This is a genomic window from Citrobacter sp. Res13-Sevr-PEB04-36, assembly GCF_015672735.1.
GTDB lineage: Bacteria > Pseudomonadota > Gammaproteobacteria > Enterobacterales > Enterobacteriaceae > Citrobacter.
Map to the genome: position 1 here is coordinate 36,390 of NZ_JADABY010000014.1, position 21,091 is coordinate 57,480.

Sequence of the window (21,091 nt, forward strand, 5' to 3'; positions counted from 1 at the left end):
CCGGATACGCGCTTCATTCACTCTTTTCAACAGGACTGCGCTAATGACTAATCCATTGCTGACTCCCTTCGAACTGCCGCCGTTTTCCAAAATTCAGCCGGAGCATGTTGTACCCGCCGTCACTAAGGCGCTAAACGACTGCCGTGAAAACGTCGAGCGCGTGGTTGCGCAGGGTGCGCCGTACACATGGGAAAATCTTTGCCAGCGGCTGGCGGAAGTGGACGATGTCCTGGGGCGTATATTTTCTCCGGTCAGCCACCTGAACTCGGTGAAAAACAGCCCAGAACTGCGCGAAGCCTACGAACAAACGCTGCCGCTGCTGTCTGAATACAGTACCTGGGTTGGGCAACATGAAGGTCTGTACCAGGCGTACCGCGATCTGCGTGATGGCGATCATTACGCCACCCTGAATACCGCGCAGAAAAAAGCGGTCGATAACGCGCTGCGTGACTTTGAGCTTTCCGGGATCGGCCTGCCGAAAGAGAAACAGCAGCGTTATGGCGAAATCGCAACCCGCCTGTCTGAACTTGGCAACCAGTACAGCAACAACGTGCTCGACGCCACCATGGGCTGGACCAAACTGATCACCGACGAATCTGAGCTGGCCGGTATGCCGGAAAGCGCGCTGGCGGCAGCAAAAGCCCAGGCCGAAGCCAAAGAACAGGAAGGTTACCTGCTGACGCTGGATATCCCGAGCTATCTGCCGGTGATGACCTACTGCGACAACCAGGCATTGCGTGAAGAGATGTACCGCGCCTACTCCACCCGTGCGTCCGATCAGGGGCCCAATGCGGGCAAATGGGACAACAGTCCGGTGATGGAAGAGATCCTCGCGCTGCGCCACGAACTGGCTCAGTTGCTGGGCTTTGAAAGCTATGCCTTTAAATCTCTCGCCACCAAAATGGCTGAGAACCCGCAGCAGGTGCTCGATTTCCTGACCGATTTGGCGAAACGCGCCCGTCCGCAGGGTGAAAAAGAGCTGGCCCAGCTGCGCGCCTTTGCGAAAGCGGAGTTTGGCGTTGATGAGCTGCAACCGTGGGATATCGCCTACTACAGCGAGAAACAGAAACAGCACCTGTACAGCATCAGCGACGAGCAGCTGCGACCGTACTTCCCGGAAAACAAAGCCGTTAACGGCCTGTTTGAAGTGGTTAAACGTATTTACGGTATTACCGCCAAAGAGCGCACTGATGTTGATGTCTGGCACCCGGAAGTGCGTTTCTTCGAGCTGTATGACGAGCACAACGAACTGCGCGGCAGCTTCTATCTTGATCTCTATGCGCGTGAAAACAAACGTGGCGGGGCATGGATGGATGACTGCGTCGGCCAGATGCGTAAAACAGACGGCACGCTGCAAAAACCGGTCGCTTACCTGACCTGTAACTTTAACCGTCCGGTCAGCGGCAAGCCGGCGCTGTTTACCCATGACGAAGTGATCACCCTGTTCCACGAGTTCGGTCACGGCCTGCATCATATGCTGACCCGCATCGAAACGGCCGGTGTTTCCGGTATCAACGGTGTGCCGTGGGATGCCGTCGAACTGCCGAGCCAGTTTATGGAAAACTGGTGCTGGGAGCCACAAGCGCTGGCGTTTATCTCTGGTCATTATGAAACCGGTGAACCGCTGCCAAAAGAACTGCTGGATAAAATGCTGGCGGCGAAAAACTACCAGGCGGCGCTGTTCATCCTGCGTCAGCTGGAGTTCGGTCTGTTCGACTTCCGTCTGCACGCTGAGTTTAACCCGCAGCAAGGGGCGAAAATTCTCGACACCCTGGCGGAGATTAAAAAGCAGGTTGCCGTTGTGCCGGGCCCAACATGGGGTCGCTTCCCGCACGCTTTCAGCCATATTTTTGCCGGCGGTTATGCGGCGGGTTATTACAGCTACCTGTGGGCTGACGTGCTGGCGGCGGACGCCTTCTCCCGCTTTGAAGACGAAGGGATTTTCAACCGTGAAACCGGCCAGTCGTTCCTCGATAACATCCTGACCCGCGGCGGTTCTGAAGAGCCTATGGAGCTGTTCAAACGCTTCCGTGGCCGTGAGCCGCAACTGGATGCGATGCTGGACCATTACGGCATCAAGGGCTGAAAACTGGCGTGAAAATTTGTTTACTGGATGAAACGGGCGCCGGAGACGGCGCCTTATCTGTTCTGGCTGCCCGCTGGGGCCTGGAACATGATGAAGACAATCTGATGGCGCTGGTGATGACACCGGCGCACCTGGAACTGCGCAAGCGCGATGAACCCAAGCTCGGCGGCATCTTCGTTGATTTTGTCGGCGGGGCGATGGCCCATCGGCGTAAATTTGGCGGCGGTCGCGGTGAAGCAGTGGCAAAGGCGGTCGGCATTAAAGGCGATTACCTGCCGGATGTGGTGGACGCGACGGCCGGGCTGGGACGCGATGCATTCGTGCTGGCGTCGGTAGGCTGCCGTGTGCGGATGCTGGAACGTAACCCGGTGGTTGCCGCGCTGCTCGACGATGGCCTGGCGCGCGGTTATGCCGATGCGGAAATTGGCCCATGGTTGCAGGAACGTTTACAGCTGATCCACGCGTCCAGCCTGACGGCGCTCACCGATATCACCCCACGCCCGCAGGTGGTATACCTCGACCCGATGTTCCCGCATAAGCAGAAAAGCGCGCTGGTGAAAAAAGAGATGCGCGTGTTTCAGTCGCTGGTGGGGCCGGATTTAGACGCTGATGGCCTGCTGGAGCCTGCGCGCCAGTTAGCCATCAAACGCGTGGTGGTCAAGCGTCCGGACTATGCCCCGCCGCTGGCGGATGTCGCCACGCCAAACGCGGTAGTGACCAAAGGGCATCGGTTTGATATCTACGCTGGGACAGCATAGTTTGTAGATCTGTGCGCTGTGCTGCCTGATGCGCTGCGCTTATCAGGCCTACGACAGCGTGTGGTTTGTAGGCCGGATAAGGCGTTAGCCGCATCCGGCATTACCCATTAAACAAACGGTGCCAGCGGGTCGGCAATCTCAAAAGCGACTGCGCGGTCCGCTTTCGGTGGATAAATCAGCTCGCTGACGATTGATAGCTTCAGTTTCTTCGCCTCTGCGCGCGTCAGTTTCACCTGCTGATCCCAGCCTTCGGTATACACCGCGCCCCATGCGCCGAGATCCAAACAAGTGACATAGTTTTCCTGGCGGTAGGGCAGCGGCATCACATCCAACAGGCTGGCGGCGGCGTTGTTCCCGGCAAATTTACCCAACAGAATCGCGTGCTGACAGGTCATTAAGGCGTGGTTGCCTTTGTCATCGGTGGCGGCCCTGGCAACATCACCCGTCGCGTAGATATCCTCATAGCCTACAACCTGAAGATGCGTATTCACATGCAGGCGGCCCTGGCGATCGCGCGGGGCGTCGATCTGTGCCGTCAAGCCATTCGCCTGCACGCCAACCGTCCAGATAACAGTTTGTGATGCAATCGTCTGCCCGTCTTTCAGCGTCACGCCGGACGCATCCACGCTTTCGACTTCTGCATTGACCTGCCATTCCACGCCCAGTTCAGCAGAGGCTTCGGCGATCACATCGCGCAGCTGCTGGCTCCAGCGTGCACCCGGCTGTGGACCGCGTTCAACTACGACAACTCTGGTCTTAGCATCAGTGCCGAGAATGTCGCGCAGGCGACCCGGTAATTCCAGCGCCATTTCGATCCCGGTAAAGCCGCCGCCGCAAACTACCACGGTATTGCGCGCCTCGCTTTCTGGCCTGTGTGCGAGATCTTTCAGATGCTGCTCCAGTACGGCTGCGCTTTCCAGCTGATCGAGATCGAAGGCGTGCTGCGCAGCTCCGGCAACCCTATTGCGATTAACTTCACTGCCGCTGGCCAGAATTAGTCGGTCGTAGCTGAGAAGTTGTTTTTGGCCCGTCGCGTCCGTCCAGCTCACTTCTTTGGATTGCGGTAGCAACTGGGTGACCGTGCCGCGCAGGAAGTTCACGCCGGTGACATTAAACAGCGGCTGCAGAGGCGCAACCAGCGTCTGGACATCATTCTCATAAAAACGCGGGCGCACGCGCAGCTCTGGCTGCGGCGCAATCACAGTAATATCAATGGGCTGCTGATGTTTATCCGCCAGTCGTGCGGCGCTTAATGCTGCCCACATACCGGCAAAGCCGGCACCTACTATCAGAATTTGTTTACGCATTGGTTTTCTCATTAGTGACCATGAATTATTTACTCGGATTCTATTGGTCGCAGTTAAGGATTGCAATGTGATTCCTTGTCTATTGACTATTTTGTGCGTGGGGTTTTTATTATTTATTTGATATTTAACGAATTATATTTTTAATGAACAAAGGTGGGGTCTGAGTATCTGGCATGTACAAAGTGAAAAAGTTACAATAACTCAGATTAATTTTGGCTGAGATAAGAGAATGGCATTCTACAGTTCCGGGGTTGAGTACGGTATTCATAGCCTGATGTGTATGGTCGACAGCAAAGGCGATGCGCGGGATATGAGCGTACGGGAAATTGCTGAGCTACAAAGCGTGCCGTATGACTATCTGGCCAAAATCTTTACCCGTCTGTCGAAGGCCGGACTGGTGCGCAGCATTGAAGGAAAGGGTGGTGGTTTTCAGCTTGCGAGGCCCGCAGAGCACATCACGGTGCTGGACGTGGTCAACGCCATTGACGGCGACAAGCGCATCTTCGAATGCCGTGAAATCCGCCAGCGTTTAGCTGTCTTTGAGGAGCAACCGCCGGAGTGGGCCTGTGAAGGGATTTGCGGCGTGCGCTCCGTGATGGACATGGCGCAACAACGCATGGAAGAGGCGCTTGGCCAGCACACGATCCTGGATTTGGCGCGTAAGATGTACCGCAAAGCGCCGGATACGTTTGTCGTTGAAGTGCAGGAATGGATCGACGCGCGCAAAGGATAGCAGATAAAAATGCCCGAAAGCACAAGGCTGTTCGGGCACGTTAAATGTGAGCCGGAGAAGACGCGAGTCGCCATCCGGCACTAAGGGTTATTGCTCGGTACTTGGTGTATTAATCATCCGGTTCAGCCAGGGCACCATAATCGCCATTACCACAGTGACTGCCAGCGTAACCAGCCCGATTTTACTGAAGACGTTGGTATAGATAGGTAGCGTTTGTAGCGGATCGGTGATGTTTTCCGGTACAGCGGTGAACGTTGCCACGTAGCCGCCCATCAGGAACGCCGCAGCCTGGGTCAGGAACCACATCCCAAGAATAAAGCCCATCAGATGCTGCGGCACCAGTGCGGCGACCATGGCCAGCCCCAGGGCGCTAATCAGCAACTCACCCAGACTCTGGAACAGATACACCAGCACGATAAACCACGGGGAGGTCAGTCCCTGCGCATCGGCAAACCACATACCGGCGGCGGCAGCGGTCAGGAAGCCCAGTGAGCACAGGAACATTCCGAGCGTAAACTTCATCGGCATGGTCAGGTCTTTGCCTTTGTTGCCCAGACGGGTATAAATCACCGCCAATACCGGGCTGGCAAGAACGACCCAGAATGGGTTCAACGCCTGGAAGCTCACCGGGTTGATGGCGAAGCCGAGGATTTCGTGGTGTACGTTGTTGATGGCAAAGAAGTTCAGAGATGTTGGCATCTGTGCGTACAACACGTAGAACACCACCGCTTCCAGCATCAGGATAAAGGCCACAAACATCTTATTGCGCCCGGTTTTATCCAGTTTGAATGCCTGGCGGAAGAAAATAATGGTGACGATAATTGACAGGAAGATCAGCACCAGGTTGGCAACTTTCACATTGTGCATCAACCAGGCGCACACGAAAATCATCACCACGGTACCGGCCAGAACACACAGCAGGTTGCGGAATACCAGTGGTTTATGGTCTGGCTCAGAACCGATGTCCTTCACCATTCCGCGGCAGGCAAAATAGACCAGCAGAGCAACGATAAGCCCCGCGCCGCACAGGTTGTAGGTAACGGCATAGCCAAATTTATCGGCAATGACCGGCGCCAGGGACAGTGACAGCAGGGAACCGATGTTAATCGACATATAAAACAGGGTGAAGGCGCCGTCCAGTCGGGCGTCTTTTGGCGGATAGCATTTTGACAGCAGGCTTGCCGGGTTGGCTTTAAACAACCCGTTACCCACAGCGATAGTACCCAACGCGATAAAGATCAGGTCGGGTTTCAGCAGCGACATCCCAGTCATGAAGTAACCAATGGCTAACACGATGGCACCGAGAACCAGCGTGCGCTTGGTGCCCAACAGGTGGTCACCGACGTAGCCGCCAATGGAGATCAGGCCGTACACCAGCGCAGCAAACGCACCGAAGGTGATAAACGCCTGTTCCTGAGAGAAGCCGAGTTGTTTAACAAAAAATACCGCCAGGATGCCCTGAACGCCGTAATAGCCAAATCGTTCCCATAATTCTACAAAAAAGATCATGAAGAACGGACGAGGTTGCTGCAGCAAGCCCGTAGGTGCTCGTGTATTCATATTCCTTCGCCTTTCAAAGCCATCCCGAAAAGTATGAACGCGTATTCTAAAACGCGCCGAAAAAGTCTTATTTTGTTATAGACTGCGGTGATTGACCGCGCGGGTAGAGTATTATAGAGATAGTTTTCGATCCAATTAGTTGATCACACTAATTATGATTTATTTGTTGGATTGATGTACTGAGGTGTAATGATTTGTTTGAAAGACACAAAAACAAAAACGCCCGCACAGGCGGGCGCTTACAGGCTTAAATGTTTACATCGGGGCGGGTTATACCCCGGATGCTAGCATTTTATGCTTCTTCGTCATCTCGCAGCGGAACAATTAACATGTCGACGTGAACGGTGTTAATCAGTTGACGCGCAGAGGACATCAGCTTGCTCCAGAAATCCTGGTGATGACCACAAACAACCAGGTCCATATCGTATTTTTTAATGGCATCAACCAGAACCTGACCCAGATCGCCGCTGCCGCTCAGGGTTTCGGTGATAGGGTAGCCTGCATTGGTGGACAGCTCGGTTAATGCGTGGTGAGTTTCTTCAGAAATGCGTTTCTGCATGTCGCCCAGATTCACGTCGATTAACCCGGTGTACAGGTCGGAATAGTTTACGTCAACGTGGATAAGGGAAACTTTTGCATTGTAAGGCCGTGCCATAGAGACCGCTTTTTCAACCAGAACTTTGCTTTCCGGAGAAAGATCAACCGCGATGAGAATGTGTTTATAAGCCATAGTGTTACTCCTTCCATAAGTTGTCGATGACTAGCCTTCTGGCGATCGTTTGCCGCCGCGTCATCCGCATCCTGCGGACCTTATGCGCGGGGCTAGCCCAGTCGTAAAGACGTACCCTATAGGGACTATCCTTACATTATAGCGACCAGGATAATCCGTCAATCCGCCTTGATTGCCAAGTAGTTAAACAAATTTTTCAGTTAATTGTATTGATAGTGATTAACCTTCTGGCAAAAAAATTAACTAATCTCCTACACTATCTAAAGAGGCGTTCGGATGCGTGACACTAACACGAGCGGTTTCGGTAGCACTCTTCACTGCATAGTTTGGTAGGGTATCGGGGAGCGGTAGTCCCGGAGAGGAACTCCGTGGGCGGGTCGCCGGGGAGGGGGTATGATAAGCACCATTGCGTTATTCTGGGCTTTGTGTGTCGTTTGCATTGTTAATATGGCGCGCTATTTTTCGTCGTTACGCGCACTGTTAGTGGTACTTCGTGGTTGCGATCCATTGCTTTACCAGTATGTTGATGGCGGAGGCTTTTTTACCTCGCATGGGCAGCCCAACAAGCAGATGCGTCTGGTGTGGTATATCTACGCTCAGCGTTACCGCGATCATCATGATGATGAGTTTATTCGCCGCTGTGAGCGTGTTCGCGGCCAGTTCATTCTCACCAGTTCGTTATGTGGCCTGGTATTAATCAGTATGGTTGCGCTGATTATCTGGCACTGAATCTGATGGCAGTGTTTAAAAAAAAAGCGGACCTGTTTGCAGGCCCGCTTTTTTATTGTGCATTCGCTTAGATCAGCTTCAGGGAGAGCCAGTACAGCACCCCGGAAAGAATAATCGCTGCAGGCAAGGTGAAGACCCAGGCCATCAAAATGCTGGTCACTGTTTTACGCTGTAAGCCGCCACCGTCAACGACCATCGTCCCCGCAACAGAAGAGGAGAGTACGTGGGTGGTGGAAACCGGCATACCGGTGTAACTGGCGAGACCGATAGAGACAGCGGCGGTCATCTGCGCCGACATCCCCTGAGCATAGGTCATGCCTTTCTTACCGATTTTCTCACCGATAGTGGTTGCCACGCGACGCCAGCCAATCATCGTACCGCAGCCGAGAGCCAGCGCAACGGCCATGATGATCCACACCGGAGCGTACTCAATGGTGCTCAGCATGTCGGTTTTCAGTTTCTTCAACAGACGCTGATCGTCGTTGCTTACGCCAGGCAGTTTCACGACCTTATCGGTGGTATCGGAAATGCACAGCATAATACGGCGCAACTGTCCGCGCTGATCAACGCTTAACTTGTCGTAGGTTTCCAGATTCGCCAGCATACCTTTCGCACGTTCCAGCGCGTTAATGGTGTTAGCCGGGTGACAATGGAACTCTGTCGGTGTCGCAGCGCTGGCTTCCGGTGACGGAATCAGCTGGTCTACGCCGGTCGCCTGCTTGAGCAGGTCAGGGCGTTGCTGGAAGAAGGTTTCGACGTTGTTGATGGCATCGCGAGTACGGGTAATCTCGTAACCGGAAGCATTCATGTTTACCACGAAACCTGCAGGCGCTACGCCGATCAGCACCAGCATGACCAGACCAATGCCTTTCTGTCCGTCGTTTGCGCCATGAGAGAACGCCACGCCGATAGCGGAGAGGATCAGTGCGATACGCGTCCAGAATGGCGGCTTTTTCTTGCCGTCTTTCTTTTCACGCTCAGCAGGTGTCAGGTGAATACGCGCCCGCTTTTTGGTGCCGTTCCAGTAACGGCGCAGCAAAAAGATCAGACCGCCTGCAAACACCAGGCCGACAATAGGAGAAATAATCAGTGAACCGAAAATGTTAATCACTTTCGGGATGTTAAGTGCATCCACGACCGATGTGCCGTTCATCAACGCATTGGTCAAACCAATACCGATAATCGCGCCAATCAGCGTGTGGGAGCTGGATGCAGGCAAACCAAAGTACCAGGTACCCAGGTTCCAGATAATTGCCGCCAACAGCATAGAGAACACCATGGCGAGGCCATGTGCAGATCCCATGTTTAGCAGCAGATCCGTTGGCAACATATGCACGATGGCATACGCTACGCTGAGACCACCCAGCAAAACACCAAAGAAGTTAAACACCGCAGCCATGATCACCGCTAATTGCGAACGCATTGCACGGGTATAGATCACAGTAGCGACGGCATTGGCTGTATCATGGAAGCCGTTAATTGCTTCGTAGAACAGAACAAAAGCCAGAGCAAGCAAGAGTAAAAGCCCGGTATGTAAATCCAGGCCAGCAAACAAATGTAGCATAGGACGTTACGCCATTTTGAGGACATGAACGCGGCGCATTATCAGTGACTTTGGCGGCGCGGGCAAAGTGAAATATAGAGTTTTTTTGATTTGTCTCCTGCTTTGGTTTACCCCACTAAAGAATTATCCTATATAATTCAGATGAATACCTATTATTGGTGGTTTGGTGCTGGTGCGACCACTGAGGAATCTTTACAATTCACGCCCGCTTTTTAGAGAGGATCGCAACGTGGAAAGGTTTGATACCGTTATTATAGGCGCTGGCGCAGCGGGTATGTTTTGTGCCGCGCAGGCAGGACAAGCAGGGAGTCGCGTACTGCTTATTGATAATGGTAAAAAGCCAGGGCGCAAGATCCTCATGTCCGGCGGGGGGCGTTGTAACTTTACCAATCTTTATGTCGAGCCTGCGGCCTATTTGAGTCAAAACCCCCATTTTTGTAAGTCAGCGCTGGCGCGCTATACCCAGTGGGACTTTATTGATCTGGTGGGTAAACACGGTATTGCCTGGCATGAAAAAACGCTCGGCCAGCTTTTTTGCGACGACTCTGCTCAGCTAATTGTCGATATGCTGGTGGCCGAATGCGAAAAAGGTAACGTTACGATGCGCTTACGTAGCGAAGTCCTGAGCGTTACACGGGAGGAGGAGGGCTTCACGCTGGAGCTCAACGGCGCGAGTGTCGGTGCGACGAAACTGGTGATTGCCAGCGGCGGGCTTTCCATGCCGGGCCTGGGCGCGACGCCGTTTGGTTATAAAATTGCCGAACAGTTTGGGCTGAATGTTCTGCCAACGCGTGCTGGCCTTGTACCCTTTACGCTGCATAAACCACTGCTGGACCAGCTTCAGGTGCTTTCCGGCGTCTCTGTTCCTTCCGTCATTACTGCCGAGGATGGCACCGTATTTCGTGAAAACCTGCTCTTTACGCACCGTGGGCTTTCGGGGCCGGCCGTTTTACAAATTTCCAGTTTTTGGCAGCCAGGTGAATTTGTCAGCATTAATTTGTTGCCTGATGTAGACCTCGACAGTTTCCTCGATGAACAACGCAGCGCGCACCCCAATCAGAGTCTGAAGAACACGCTGGCGATGCAATTACCGAAGCGACTGGTGGAGTGCTTGCAGCAGTTGGGGCAAATCCCGGACGTGACGTTGAAACAGCTTAACCTACGCGATCAGCAAGCGCTGGTGGAAACGCTGACCGAATGGCGCGTGCAGCCAAACGGCACGGAAGGATATCGTACCGCGGAAGTCACGCTGGGCGGCGTCGACACTAACGAACTGTCATCGCGGACGATGGAAGCCCGTAAGGTACCGGGTCTTTATTTCATCGGCGAAGTGATGGACGTCACCGGCTGGCTGGGCGGCTATAACTTCCAGTGGGCATGGTCGAGCGCCTGGGCATGCGCGCAGGATTTAGTGCTGTCCGAGGACAATAAAGTTGTACACAAAGCACTAAAGTTGTAACCATTCTCAAAAAACGACGCTAATGTTGTATACTTACTGAATGTGTGGTTATAGGGTTGGAGACTATAAAATGCACATATAGGTACGTATCAATGTCGTTTTTTGGGTACGATCATGGGTAGGGGTAGGCGTCTCAAATCCTATTTGGATTATGAAAATGCGCTAGGTGACGGCATAGGAGTGGGCTATGGCCAAAGTTATCAGCCCTGGCTTAGAGCTCAGGACGTTAAATCCCGTGGAAACCGTTCGATAGTCTTTGGCCTTAAGACGTTTCGAAACCATCATCTCCTTTCTTCTGTCGAAAGTAACTTTTTCTATCTGGCTGAGTTTAATGACTCGGTGATTGATATCCGGGAACAATTCCCACTCTTTCCTCTCCGGCTTACCCAACAAATAGCAAATCATCTACATTTTCAACATCCTATGGTGAGGGGAGTAAGAGGAGTACCTGTCGAAGTTCTGAATGTTATGACAACCGATTTTTTACTGACCTTGAGAACTCCTGAAGGCGGACTTCGATACAAAGCTATAGCAGTAAAACATAACGAGAGCATACCTGAACGCGAAGCCCAAAAACTTGAAATAGAGAGGATGTTTTGGCAGTTGATTGATGTTGAGTTTCAAATTTATGTTGGCTCGGAACTCAATAACGTCGTCGGTAAAAACATTTGCTGGGCTACTTCTGTATTAAGAGATGGTTCTGAATTTTATGATAAATATCCTCTTGATAAAATCCTATGGAAGCTTAAACCAGATGTTTATCCCATAGTAGGACTACGAGCAATGATTTCATCAATCTTTGGGGTAGATGCACAAGAAGCGATGATGTTATTGCAGGCAATGATTGGATTAAAAATGATAAATGTTGATTTATCATATCCAATACTCGAAACCGGTCTGATAAAGATAATTTCCAATGACCACTATATAGGACTGAACGCAAATGGATATTATTAGGAATTCAGTCTGGCTCTCTCAAGGCACTTATTTGCTTGCAGAGGGACTTTACCGTGTTTTGGATTTTGACAGAAAGGTTGATTTGTTAATTTTGTTTAAAATAAAATCAGAAAGAACGGGTAAGCCAATCCCTTTCTCATTTTCAATGTTTAAATATTATATTGAATCAAATAGCATAACTTGTAAAGATTATATATACCCTTCATATATGTTAGTAGATGAGAAAGAAATAACAGATGAAGACAGAGGAAGGCGAGATGAAAATTACAATATCATTAAAGATCTTGTAGATGACAGAATGTTTCTGTTCGACTATGCATTACATAAAAAGTCTCACCTTTTAATGGATTACTCCAGAAATAAAAAAATATCACAATATACTATCAGAACGCTTCTGGCGTTGTACTGGCGACATGGGCAGGATATTTATGCATTGCTACCCGCATTCTCGAACTGTGGAGCCGCTGGGAAAAGTAGAATCAAACATGAAATTAAACTTGGGAATTCCAAAAAAAACAGAGCATTACCTAATGAACGATCACGTGTTTTCATTCTTAATGAAAGAGATATAAAAAATATTAGAAAATCTCTCATTACGTATCATTATAAAGTTAACGGAGATACGATAAAGAAAACATTAGAGAGACATATTGATTTGTATTTTAGGGATGAAATTAAAACAGCAAACCTAGAAAATAGAGCTCCATATGTTCCTTCTTTAAAACAATTTTCATACTGGAATAAAAAACTCTTCACTAAAGATTTCTCGATAAATAAGAAGAACACGAAAAAAGAAATAGACCTCAAAATGCGGGCGCTTTTAGGTAGTGTGGCTAATACAACTGTTTTGCCGGGTGATGTTTTCGAAATAGACTCAACTGTCGCTGATGTACATCTTATTTCGAGTTTAAACAGACGAAAAGTCATTGGGCGTCCTACTATTTATACAGTGGTGGATCGTGCAACAAGAATGATTGTTGGCCTTCATGTTTCTTTATATCATGCTTCATGGCGAGCCGCCCGACAAGCGTTAGCAAATTGCTTTATGCCAAAAAAAGAATATTGTAGATTATTTGGAATCTCTATTACTGATGATGATTGGCCTTGTTCTCATATTCCATTAACATTGATGTGTGACAACGGGGAGATGATTGGTCTTAAACCTCAGGAAGAGATGACCCCCCTGACAAAACTTGAGTTTGCGCCAGTCGGTAGAGGCGACAGAAAAAGCATTGTTGAACGCTGTTTCGGCATTATGAATGATGAGGTTATTCATAGGCTTATTGGAACAACACGAAGGGGAAAGATTGTTAAAGGAGAGCCAACACCGCAATCCAGGGCTTGTTTAACGATTCAGGAGGTCACGTCTTTACTGATTCGGGAGATACTTGCACATAATCAGAGAACGTATGAAGAACTGGCTTATATCAATCCCTTACTGATTGAAAATGATCTCGTAATATCACCAAAAAATAGTTGGATGATAAGCTTAAAGCACGGGAGATTCAGCGCAAGAGCCGTTGGGGCCGACGAAGTGATCGCACGATTGTTAATCCCTGTGAACGCTAACATTACCGCCGGTGGGATTCAGTACAATAATCTTTTTTATGAATGTGATCCTGAAATTGCATCAGGTGCCAGAGTATTTGGAAGAACCACTTGTGAAGCAAGAATAGATGACAATTGCGTAGATTATATATATGTAAGATTTGACAAAAATAGCATTTTCAAAAAACATTACCTACTTAAGAAAAGAGATGTATTTAAAGGAAAAACTCATCTTGATACAGATGTAATGGCTGATTGGGTAGATACTCAAAAAGAAATTAATTTATTTACTCTGGATTCGCTCAGCAATATCAATAATAAAGATGAATTTAACAGGAAAGGTAACGAAAGATTAAATGAAATATACGAATCTCGCCGGGTACATGGTAAAGATATTAAAAAGAACAGGAAAAATGAACTTGATTCATTAGGGCGAACTCATGTTGCTAATGGAAGATCTGAACCCCTACTTCCTTCATCCAGTAATGTTCTGCTTTTGCCTGGCCGGGAGGAGAAACAAAGATGGTTAAAAGGTAAGAAGAAGACTGAGGACGCAGAATAATGAACCTTATACGGAGCGTTTCAGCGATATATAAAGAACAGGAGTTACCTGAGTATCGTGGCAATCCCTTAATTGAAGCACTTCCTGAAGCGCTTACGGAAGATGAAGTACTTCTGGAAATGAGTTATTTCCCCGAAATTGACGAAAAAATCCGCTGGACTGCCCCGGCGAATGTTAGAGAGCAGTATGTCGAACGTATAAAGAAATTCCGTTGCCCTCAAACCAATCTTATCCAGGCTTATAAAATGATTTTACGGGCACTTAGGGAAAGCTATGCAGCTCGTAATCCTTTAAAAAGCGGAACAATTCAATATCTTCATTACTATGGAAATGAGCGTCCTGATATTGAACCCGACAGTGGATATTTTAAATCCCAGGCTGAAACCATTACGATAGTTGGAATGAGTGGTTCTGGAAAAACTACCATGATTGAGCAAGTCATGGATCATTTCCCTCAGATTATAGAACACAGCAGCTATAAAGGAGTTTTTCCCGGCTTCAGTAAGCAAATCGTATGGGTAAAGATTAATTGTCCATACAATTCAAGTGTGAGAGACCTTTGTGAAGAGATTTTACAAAAATTAGATGATGCAATTGGTATTGAACGAACTGCACCTGAGATTAGAAATGGTGCTCTGGCTCGCCAGATTGCACAAAGAATTAAATCATCATTTTTGGGTATCCTTGTTATTGATGAAATGCAGAGGCTTAAATTTTCAAGAACCGGGGGGGAGAGTAAGTTGATTGATTTTTTACATGAAATTGTAGATTCCATGGGGGTATCTATGGTTTTTTGTGGAAATCATCCTTTTGACGAGACGCTGACAAAGAAAATGAGAATTGCCAGGCGGGCAGAGTCTGGTGGTTACATGAAAATTAAGAATGTTAGATACGATTCACAAGACTGGCAATCGTTTATTCATTATTTATGGCCATTACAATGGACAAATGTTGAAACTCCATTAAATGATGAGTTAAACGAAAAATTATTCATTTTATCTAAAGGCAACATTGGATTGGCTCAGATGATTTATCGGGGGGCACAATTAAAGGTTATCGGTAGCGGCAATGAAATCATCACTGGTGCAGTCTTGTCGGCCTCTGTACCGGTACTCGTGAGTCATACGGAGGAATATAAGGATACTTTACTCCCGGGGGCCGCGACTGAAGATGAGGAAGCTAAATGGCTCTCTTCATCTAATGAGGGTGATGCTTCGGCTAAAATCATGGCAGAGAAGTCCCTAAAGGCTTTGATCCCTGGGGATATAGACAGGCCACAGCACAAGGAATTCGTAGGAAAAATAGACGAGGTTTTGCGCAATTTCGACGAGAAAATACTGTCTCTTGACCACGATCTTGTTATCAACAGAACAGCTGAAAAGAAAAATACCTACGATGCTCTTCAGCGTTGCGGGCTTATAAATATAGATCCACTTAATAAATTGTAATGAGGTAACAGTTCGTAACGGTCAAAAAGAGGTGTGGGAAATGAGAATGTTGCCTGTTTTGCCTGATGAATCCTTGTTCAGCCGGTTTTGTCGGACAACTACCGTGTACGGTATGTCCCCATCTTCTCTGTTAACGATCATTTTCAACAAACCTGATATGAACGTCCATCCAATTCTCAATTCAGGATTAAAGGCTATTTCTCTTCATACATCCGAAAGTGCAGATCAGCTCTGGCATGAACAGACTTTACTCCCTCTTTTTGCCTGGGCACTACCAATCAGTCGTAATGAAATTATGGATTTCAACACGACCCCTGCCAGGCTTAATCGATTGTGCCGCCTTAGTAATTTTTCACTAGGGCAGCGCACACTATTGAAGTTTTGCCCGGTTTGCGCTCGTGAAGATACTTTTCATTATGGTGTTACTTATTGGCATCTGGCGCATCAGCTTCATGGGGTTACAACCTGCCATCGGCATCCGGTAGCGCTTGAAAGTATCCATGTCCCTTCTTCACCGCACATACGTATTGGACTGATGCCTCCTGTTTCGTATACAGAACAACTTAGCAATGAGATAGACTTCGATTTTGCTAAGTTTTGTTATGAGTCCATAAATATAATCAGAAGAAAAGATATTACACACCCCAATTACATGGATGTACTTAAAAAGTTGAATTTATTATCATTGGATGGAAATTTAAAGAAAAATGTATTCTACGCACATGTTTATGCTAAGTGCCAGTTATTTGGGGAGGGTTCATCGGAGCTTTTACCAACTTCCCTAACTGATTATCACTACTGGGAGCCTATACTCAAAGACAAATGTTGTCAGCATCCCACAAAGCATCTTTTGCTTTGTTATTGTTTGTTAAATACTTGCTGGCCAACGTATGCAGGAAGTCGTACTAATAAAAAGAAAGAAATCTTTAAAAGTCATAAGAAATACAGTTTTCATATAACTGAAAATAATACTAGTGTTAGCAACCTTGGGAAGGAATTTAGTCGCAGCAGATGTTACATTAAAACACTTATTTATAAAAAATACCTGAGGACGTTTAAGCGAAACACAAAAATTAATATATTCACTGAATTGCTTATCAAGTCTATGGCTGTAAGGGGGTTTAGTCTGGCATCCATAGCTGAGAAAAACTCATTATCGGAAGGAGCTGTATCCTCTGTAATTTCATCTTGTTACGGTTTATGCTCATGGCGTAAAAAATGTAAAAAAGATTCTTTAAGACGGCGTCATAAGCAGAAGATATTAAGATTTATACATAATCAATCCGTTTCTATAACACGAAAGTTAGTCAAAGAAAGTTGTTATGCAAGTTTCTATTGGCTAAATAAACATGAATGTGACTGGCTTAATTCCTGTCTTCCTAAAACAATACGATGCTATAAAAATAAAAGAGTAGACTGGAGCGAGAGAGATATTATCTCATCATCATTAATAAATGATGTTTTATCTCAGGGGCAGTACTCGATGTCACTTACAAGTCTAGATGCTTTACTGGGAGGGCATGGCTGGCTTTTAAAATACAGAGATAAACTACCAATGACAATGATACTTCTCAGAAAAATGGAACTAATTAAATAAGAGGGAGTTATATGGTTTACGAAAATGAATTGTGGCACAGTTTTCTTCTGCGTTCACAGATAATGTATAACTTATCCAATTGCAGGAACATAATATCAAAGCATGGCGCACTAAGGTACGATGCCTTTCCTCGGTTCGAACTGATTGATATGTACAAATTGCATAGCTTGCAGGATATATATGACATTCTTGCCACTAGAAATGGTTATATACTAACTTCCAATATAGTGTCGTTATCTTCTGGTGTTTACGGGTATTTTAACGCTGTTGAAGATGCCTGTCGGAAAAATTTTCACATAACTAATTCATATCCATTGGTAAACATCTCAAACATTCGTTACTGTAACAAATGTATTGTTGAAGATATACACTCTAAAGGCATTGGTTATCTGCGTCATAGATGGTTGTTTGAATCTAAATGTGCAGTTCATAGTACCAGTTTATATGAGGTTTGTTTTGATAACTATTTGAATGCAGTGAAAGGACTTAGTGATTTAATTATAAGTGGAATAAATCCTCATGGTTATTGTTCCCTTGTGGTTGACGTTTCAAACCCTTTCAAAAATCCAGTGTATATATTACCATGTGCCCGTAATAAAATTTTAAAATGGATTTCGGACAATAAAAATATGCTGATTTACTTTCTCTTTGATCTCTTCAAATGTAAGTCGCATTCAAGTTTATCTAAGGTTATCGAAGTCAAGATAATGCATGATAGATATATTTCTGCGGTGTTCAAGATGTTAAGTGAAGTTAATTTTTGTAATTTCAACTCATTTATTGCTGATCTTTTTGAGGACGTAAGTTATGCCTCTATCGGACTTGATGATTATTCTGTTAATGAGCATTTTCTCAGGCTAAGGGCTACAGATTGTAAATTTTGCCAGTTGAATGGTAAATATATTTGCTCACTTTCCAATGTAAAACTTCTTCGCTAATTTCACTTCATTTATAAAATACTAAGAAAGCTAATTAGATAAGGTTATATATTTTGACTGGGGCAGGAATAAATTATCACTCATCGAGTATCCCTGGGGGTTACCACCTGTGTATGATGCCGGTTAGCAACAACGTCTAAAAGACCTGCGATCACGTGGGTCCCTCTCCAGCAAAGGGGCAAGGGGTGCTATATAACGGTGTACTGCTTACTCAATACGGCCTTGTATTTGAAAGATGCCGCATCTTGGCAAGATTCGTATTACAGCCTATAGTCTGTTAATGAGCATTACAGCCTATATGCTGTAATTCCTTGCGTTGTGCTTGTTAACCCGTCGATACGGAAGGTCACTTATGAACACTCAATACGCTTTGAAGACCTTGAATCAGTTACGTCCTGTTTTAATCGGCTTTCGCAAAGCCAATGGACTGACGCAAAAAGATGTTTCTGAACGTTTGGGTATAACACAGCAAACTTATGCCCGACTGGAGGCCAACCCTGCAAGTGCGGGTTTTGAGCGTTTGTTTAGGGTGTTCAGCGTCCTTGGAGTGGAGATCGTACTTTCATCCAGGGAACCATTGTCAGATGCAAAGCCCGAATACGGAGCTATGCACAATGATTCTTCACTTCCAGCCAGGCGGGAGAAATGGTGACGCCAGGCGCTTCCCGGTCTAATTTTTCTGCAGCAAGATTAACCCCTTAGCGGCCTGAAGTATCAGGTTGCTATAAAGCCTTTCATTTCTTCTGTTATGTTAAATACACCATTTTGAGCTATTTCGCTCGGCCTTAAATTATCTCTTCATTCTTCAGTGAAAATTTTATGTCGATCACATTATCGATGAATTTAGGAAATAAGCCGTAAATGAAAATCTATCTTCTTTTAAATTCATCAGTGTCAGTAGCAAATATTACGCATAAAAGAATGATTATTATTATCATTTAAATCATAAAGCTCATGAGTCAATTCCAAAAAATATAATAAGCATTGAAATCATTACCCGTGATTCTGGAGTTTTAACTTTGCCATGTAACCAACCACAAGTTAGTTTCCGGTGTTTTGAGGGGCAGTAAAGTTCTGAAAGCGCGACCAGATCATAATCCCGAAATGTCGTTAAGATATTCTGAATAACGGTTATCCCTGCATGTTGGCAGGCATTTGAAAATATATTTTGTATTCAGGTTGCAGCAAAACGCTTTCTTACACACAGGACTTCATATGCGGCTCAGAAAATTAAAACTGAAAAACTTCAGAGGCTACAGAAACTCTACTGAAATCATTATTGATGAAAGCATGACGGGTATTGTCGGTCGTAATGACTTTGGGAAATCAACGATTCTGGAAGCGCTGGCTATTTTTTTTGAAACAGAAGGAATGAAGGCTGACAAGAATGACATGAACTGTTTCAGCCTAAGAGAAGGGGACGGCCGTTTTGAAATAGCCTGTGAATTTGATGACCTGCCCGATTTTATCATGATCGACGACAGGGTGCAGACCACGCTCGCCTCAGAACATCTGCTGAATGAAGACGGCAATTTTGAAATCGTCAAAACGTTTAAAGCAACGACCTCAGGAAAACCGGAGCAGACCTGCATCCGCTGCATCCACCCGGATGAGGAGCCCCTGAGAAATTTACTGGGCATGAAAATTTCTGAGCTCAAGGCGGTGGGAAAAGAAGTTGAAAAAAATGTGGCGGATAAACGCACTGCATCGTTATGGCGTCAGGCCATCAGGGAAGCCGCAGCCCCCTATACCTGTTCGGAAATTATGCTGGATGTCGATAAAGAGTTCGGAACCGACACAAAATCATTATGGGGTAAGATCCTCGATTTGCTGCCCACGTATGCGATTTTCAAAGCCGACAGGGAAAGCAGCGACGGGGATTCCGAAGCTAAAAACCCCTTACAGCAGGCCGTAAAAGACGCTCAGGCTGCGCTGCAGGACAAAATTACAGCGCTGGAAAATGAGATTCAGGACAGCGTCCTGGATGTCGCACAGAGAACGCTGGATAAATTACGTGAAATGGCCCCCGAACTCGCCAGTGAACTGACTCCACGATTTAAGGAGAAACCCAAGTGGACCTTCAATTTCACCCTGGACGGGGAAAATGGCATCCCCATCAATAAGCGCGGCAGCGGGATAAGGAGGCTTATCCTGTTGAATTTTTTTCGGGCTGAGGCTGAAAAGAATGTCGCGGGGACGCCCAGAAATGTGATTTATGCCATAGAGGAGCCTGAAACGTCACAGCATCCGAACTATCAGATGATGCTGATGAAAGCGTTACTGGCACTGGCAGGCCAGCCGCACCGTCAGATTATCGTCACCACCCATGTCCCGGCGCTGGCCGGATTGATCCCTGTCGAAGGCGTACGTTATGTTACCCGAAATGAGGCGGGTGAACCCGTAGTAAAAATGCCGGATGACGCAGTGCTGAAGGAAGCCACTGAAAGCCTGGGGGTGCTGCCAGAGACCGGTATGGAAAGGGCGCAGGGGATTGTTCTGGTAGAGGGAAAGTCGGATGTTACTTTCCTGAGGCATGCGGCCAGTTCATTAAAACAGTCAGGTGTGCTGCCAGCCTCTCTGGAGGACGTGAAAATAGTGCCAGTCCTCATAGGAGGGTGTGGTAGCGTCAAACACTGGGTTACATTGAATCTGGCCAACGATCTGGGGCTTCCCTGGTGCGTATTTCTGGACTCCGATATTGGGGGAGACCCTGCACAGGTTCTGTCCATCCAGAAGCGTAAAAAAGAAGTAGAGGAGGCCGGTAAGGTATTTTTCGCTACGCGCAAACGTGAGATAGAAAACTATCTGTGCCCGGATCTTATCGAGGAAATTACTGGTGTAGCCGTCACGTTTACGGACACCTGTGATGCTAAAAAAATAATCGGCCGGGCTGTGGGAATGAAACCCGATAATGTACTAGATAAATTCTGGCCTCAGATGACATCGGAAAGAATCATCTCAAGATCAATCTATCATGACGGAACGCAGGAGAGAAGCGAGCTGGTTGAGATCCTGAGCGACATTGTATCCATGACGAAATAATGTATTAAATAAGCATCTCAGGTGCATATATTCCGGTCCCCAACAAAGGACCGGAGTACAGAGTAGTAAAAAC

Annotated in this window: 16 protein-coding genes; 12 read left to right on the top strand and 4 right to left on the bottom strand. The window is 47.1% G+C overall.

The features are described from left to right. Window positions 1-43 precede the first annotated feature (43 nt). Together prlC and rsmJ are read left to right on the top strand one after the other, a co-directional pair. Window positions 44-2,086: an oligopeptidase A gene (prlC, locus tag IMQ48_RS03625; protein WP_196207950.1), complete on the top strand. Its 2,043-nt coding sequence runs from the start codon at window positions 44-46 to the stop codon at window positions 2,084-2,086. Window positions 2,087-2,094: 8 nt separating this feature from the next. Then, window positions 2,095-2,844, top strand: a complete 750-nt coding sequence (gene rsmJ, locus IMQ48_RS03630) for a 16S rRNA (guanine(1516)-N(2))-methyltransferase RsmJ (protein WP_196207951.1) — start codon at window positions 2,095-2,097, stop codon at window positions 2,842-2,844. Between the two features lie 107 nt (window positions 2,845-2,951). Here rsmJ and IMQ48_RS03635 read toward each other — a convergent pair whose 3' ends face one another. Beyond that, window positions 2,952-4,151, bottom strand: a complete 1,200-nt coding sequence (locus IMQ48_RS03635; RefSeq protein WP_196207952.1) for an NAD(P)/FAD-dependent oxidoreductase — start codon at window positions 4,149-4,151, stop codon at window positions 2,952-2,954. A gap of 229 nt (window positions 4,152-4,380) precedes the next feature. On the opposite strand from IMQ48_RS03635, the gene IMQ48_RS03640 reads away from it, so the two are divergent. Continuing rightward, window positions 4,381-4,884 carry an Rrf2 family transcriptional regulator gene (locus tag IMQ48_RS03640; RefSeq protein ID WP_196207953.1) on the top strand — a complete coding sequence of 168 codons (504 nt, stop codon included), beginning with the start codon at window positions 4,381-4,383 and terminating at the stop codon, window positions 4,882-4,884. A gap of 87 nt (window positions 4,885-4,971) precedes the next feature. On the opposite strand, the gene dtpB is transcribed toward IMQ48_RS03640, so the two are convergent. Both dtpB and uspA read right to left on the bottom strand, forming a co-directional pair. Beyond that, window positions 4,972-6,444 (bottom strand): dipeptide/tripeptide permease DtpB, encoded by a 1,473-nt coding sequence (dtpB, locus tag IMQ48_RS03645; RefSeq protein ID WP_196207954.1) that lies wholly within the window; start codon window positions 6,442-6,444, stop codon window positions 4,972-4,974. A 292-nt stretch (window positions 6,445-6,736) separates the two neighbouring features. Beyond that, window positions 6,737-7,174: a universal stress protein UspA gene (gene uspA, locus IMQ48_RS03650; RefSeq protein ID WP_003023368.1), complete on the bottom strand. Its 438-nt coding sequence runs from the start codon at window positions 7,172-7,174 to the stop codon at window positions 6,737-6,739. A gap of 393 nt (window positions 7,175-7,567) precedes the next feature. Here uspA and uspB point away from each other — a divergent pair, with 393 nt between their 5' ends. Further along, window positions 7,568-7,903: a universal stress protein UspB gene (gene uspB / locus IMQ48_RS03655; protein ID WP_096759190.1), complete on the top strand. Its 336-nt coding sequence runs from the start codon at window positions 7,568-7,570 to the stop codon at window positions 7,901-7,903. Window positions 7,904-7,970: 67 nt separating this feature from the next. Here uspB and pitA read toward each other — a convergent pair whose 3' ends face one another. Then, window positions 7,971-9,467: an inorganic phosphate transporter PitA gene (gene pitA, locus IMQ48_RS03660; protein WP_196207955.1), complete on the bottom strand. Its 1,497-nt coding sequence runs from the start codon at window positions 9,465-9,467 to the stop codon at window positions 7,971-7,973. Window positions 9,468-9,696: 229 nt separating this feature from the next. Between pitA and IMQ48_RS03665 the strand changes: the two genes are divergently transcribed. The 8 genes from IMQ48_RS03665 (at window position 9,697) to IMQ48_RS03700 (ending at window position 21,018) form a co-directional block, all read left to right on the top strand. Continuing rightward, window positions 9,697-10,926 carry an NAD(P)/FAD-dependent oxidoreductase gene (locus IMQ48_RS03665; RefSeq protein ID WP_196207956.1) on the top strand — a complete coding sequence of 410 codons (1,230 nt, stop codon included), beginning with the start codon at window positions 9,697-9,699 and terminating at the stop codon, window positions 10,924-10,926. A gap of 114 nt (window positions 10,927-11,040) precedes the next feature. Then, a complete protein-coding gene (locus IMQ48_RS03670; RefSeq protein ID WP_063161222.1) occupies window positions 11,041-11,883 on the top strand; it encodes a TnsA endonuclease N-terminal domain-containing protein in 843 nt (280 codons plus the stop codon). After that, window positions 11,870-13,993, top strand: coding sequence for a transposase (locus tag IMQ48_RS03675; RefSeq protein ID WP_196207957.1), 2,124 nt, complete (start codon window positions 11,870-11,872; stop codon window positions 13,991-13,993). The genes IMQ48_RS03670 and IMQ48_RS03675 overlap by 14 nt, the downstream gene beginning before the upstream one ends. Continuing rightward, window positions 13,993-15,441 carry an ATP-binding protein gene (locus tag IMQ48_RS03680; protein WP_196207958.1) on the top strand — a complete coding sequence of 483 codons (1,449 nt, stop codon included), beginning with the start codon at window positions 13,993-13,995 and terminating at the stop codon, window positions 15,439-15,441. Before IMQ48_RS03675 ends, IMQ48_RS03680 begins: the two co-directional genes overlap by 1 nt. A 40-nt stretch (window positions 15,442-15,481) precedes the next feature. After that, window positions 15,482-17,038, top strand: coding sequence for a TnsD family Tn7-like transposition protein (locus IMQ48_RS03685; RefSeq protein WP_196207959.1), 1,557 nt, complete (start codon window positions 15,482-15,484; stop codon window positions 17,036-17,038). An 11-nt stretch (window positions 17,039-17,049) separates the two neighbouring features. Then, window positions 17,050-17,976, top strand: a complete 927-nt coding sequence (locus tag IMQ48_RS03690; RefSeq protein ID WP_196207960.1) for a hypothetical protein — start codon at window positions 17,050-17,052, stop codon at window positions 17,974-17,976. A 352-nt stretch (window positions 17,977-18,328) separates the two neighbouring features. Continuing rightward, the gene (locus tag IMQ48_RS03695) at window positions 18,329-18,628 is read left to right on the top strand and encodes a helix-turn-helix transcriptional regulator (protein ID WP_032705312.1); all 300 of its coding nucleotides are present in this window, start codon (window positions 18,329-18,331) and stop codon (window positions 18,626-18,628) included. 563 nt (window positions 18,629-19,191) lie between these two features. Beyond that, window positions 19,192-21,018, top strand: a complete 1,827-nt coding sequence (locus IMQ48_RS03700; protein ID WP_196207961.1) for an AAA family ATPase — start codon at window positions 19,192-19,194, stop codon at window positions 21,016-21,018. Window positions 21,019-21,091 lie beyond the last annotated feature (73 nt).

What these genes read in the sequence shown, in the direction of transcription:
- prlC (WP_196207950.1), top strand. Translation starts at nt 44, where the DNA reads ATGACTAATCCATTGCTGACTCCCTTCGAACTGCCGCCGTTTTCCAAA.
- IMQ48_RS03635 (WP_196207952.1), bottom strand. Translation starts at nt 4,151, where the DNA reads ATGCGTAAACAAATTCTGATAGTAGGTGCCGGCTTTGCCGGTATGTGG.
- IMQ48_RS03640 (WP_196207953.1), top strand. Translation starts at nt 4,381, where the DNA reads ATGGCATTCTACAGTTCCGGGGTTGAGTACGGTATTCATAGCCTGATG.
- dtpB (WP_196207954.1), bottom strand. Translation starts at nt 6,444, where the DNA reads ATGAATACACGAGCACCTACGGGCTTGCTGCAGCAACCTCGTCCGTTC.
- uspA (WP_003023368.1), bottom strand. Translation starts at nt 7,174, where the DNA reads ATGGCTTATAAACACATTCTCATCGCGGTTGATCTTTCTCCGGAAAGC.
- uspB (WP_096759190.1), top strand. Translation starts at nt 7,568, where the DNA reads ATGATAAGCACCATTGCGTTATTCTGGGCTTTGTGTGTCGTTTGCATT.
- pitA (WP_196207955.1), bottom strand. Translation starts at nt 9,467, where the DNA reads ATGCTACATTTGTTTGCTGGCCTGGATTTACATACCGGGCTTTTACTC.
- IMQ48_RS03670 (WP_063161222.1), top strand. Translation starts at nt 11,041, where the DNA reads ATGGGTAGGGGTAGGCGTCTCAAATCCTATTTGGATTATGAAAATGCG.
- IMQ48_RS03675 (WP_196207957.1), top strand. Translation starts at nt 11,870, where the DNA reads ATGGATATTATTAGGAATTCAGTCTGGCTCTCTCAAGGCACTTATTTG.
- IMQ48_RS03680 (WP_196207958.1), top strand. Translation starts at nt 13,993, where the DNA reads ATGAACCTTATACGGAGCGTTTCAGCGATATATAAAGAACAGGAGTTA.
- IMQ48_RS03685 (WP_196207959.1), top strand. Translation starts at nt 15,482, where the DNA reads ATGAGAATGTTGCCTGTTTTGCCTGATGAATCCTTGTTCAGCCGGTTT.
- IMQ48_RS03690 (WP_196207960.1), top strand. Translation starts at nt 17,050, where the DNA reads ATGGTTTACGAAAATGAATTGTGGCACAGTTTTCTTCTGCGTTCACAG.
- IMQ48_RS03695 (WP_032705312.1), top strand. Translation starts at nt 18,329, where the DNA reads ATGAACACTCAATACGCTTTGAAGACCTTGAATCAGTTACGTCCTGTT.
- IMQ48_RS03700 (WP_196207961.1), top strand. Translation starts at nt 19,192, where the DNA reads ATGCGGCTCAGAAAATTAAAACTGAAAAACTTCAGAGGCTACAGAAAC.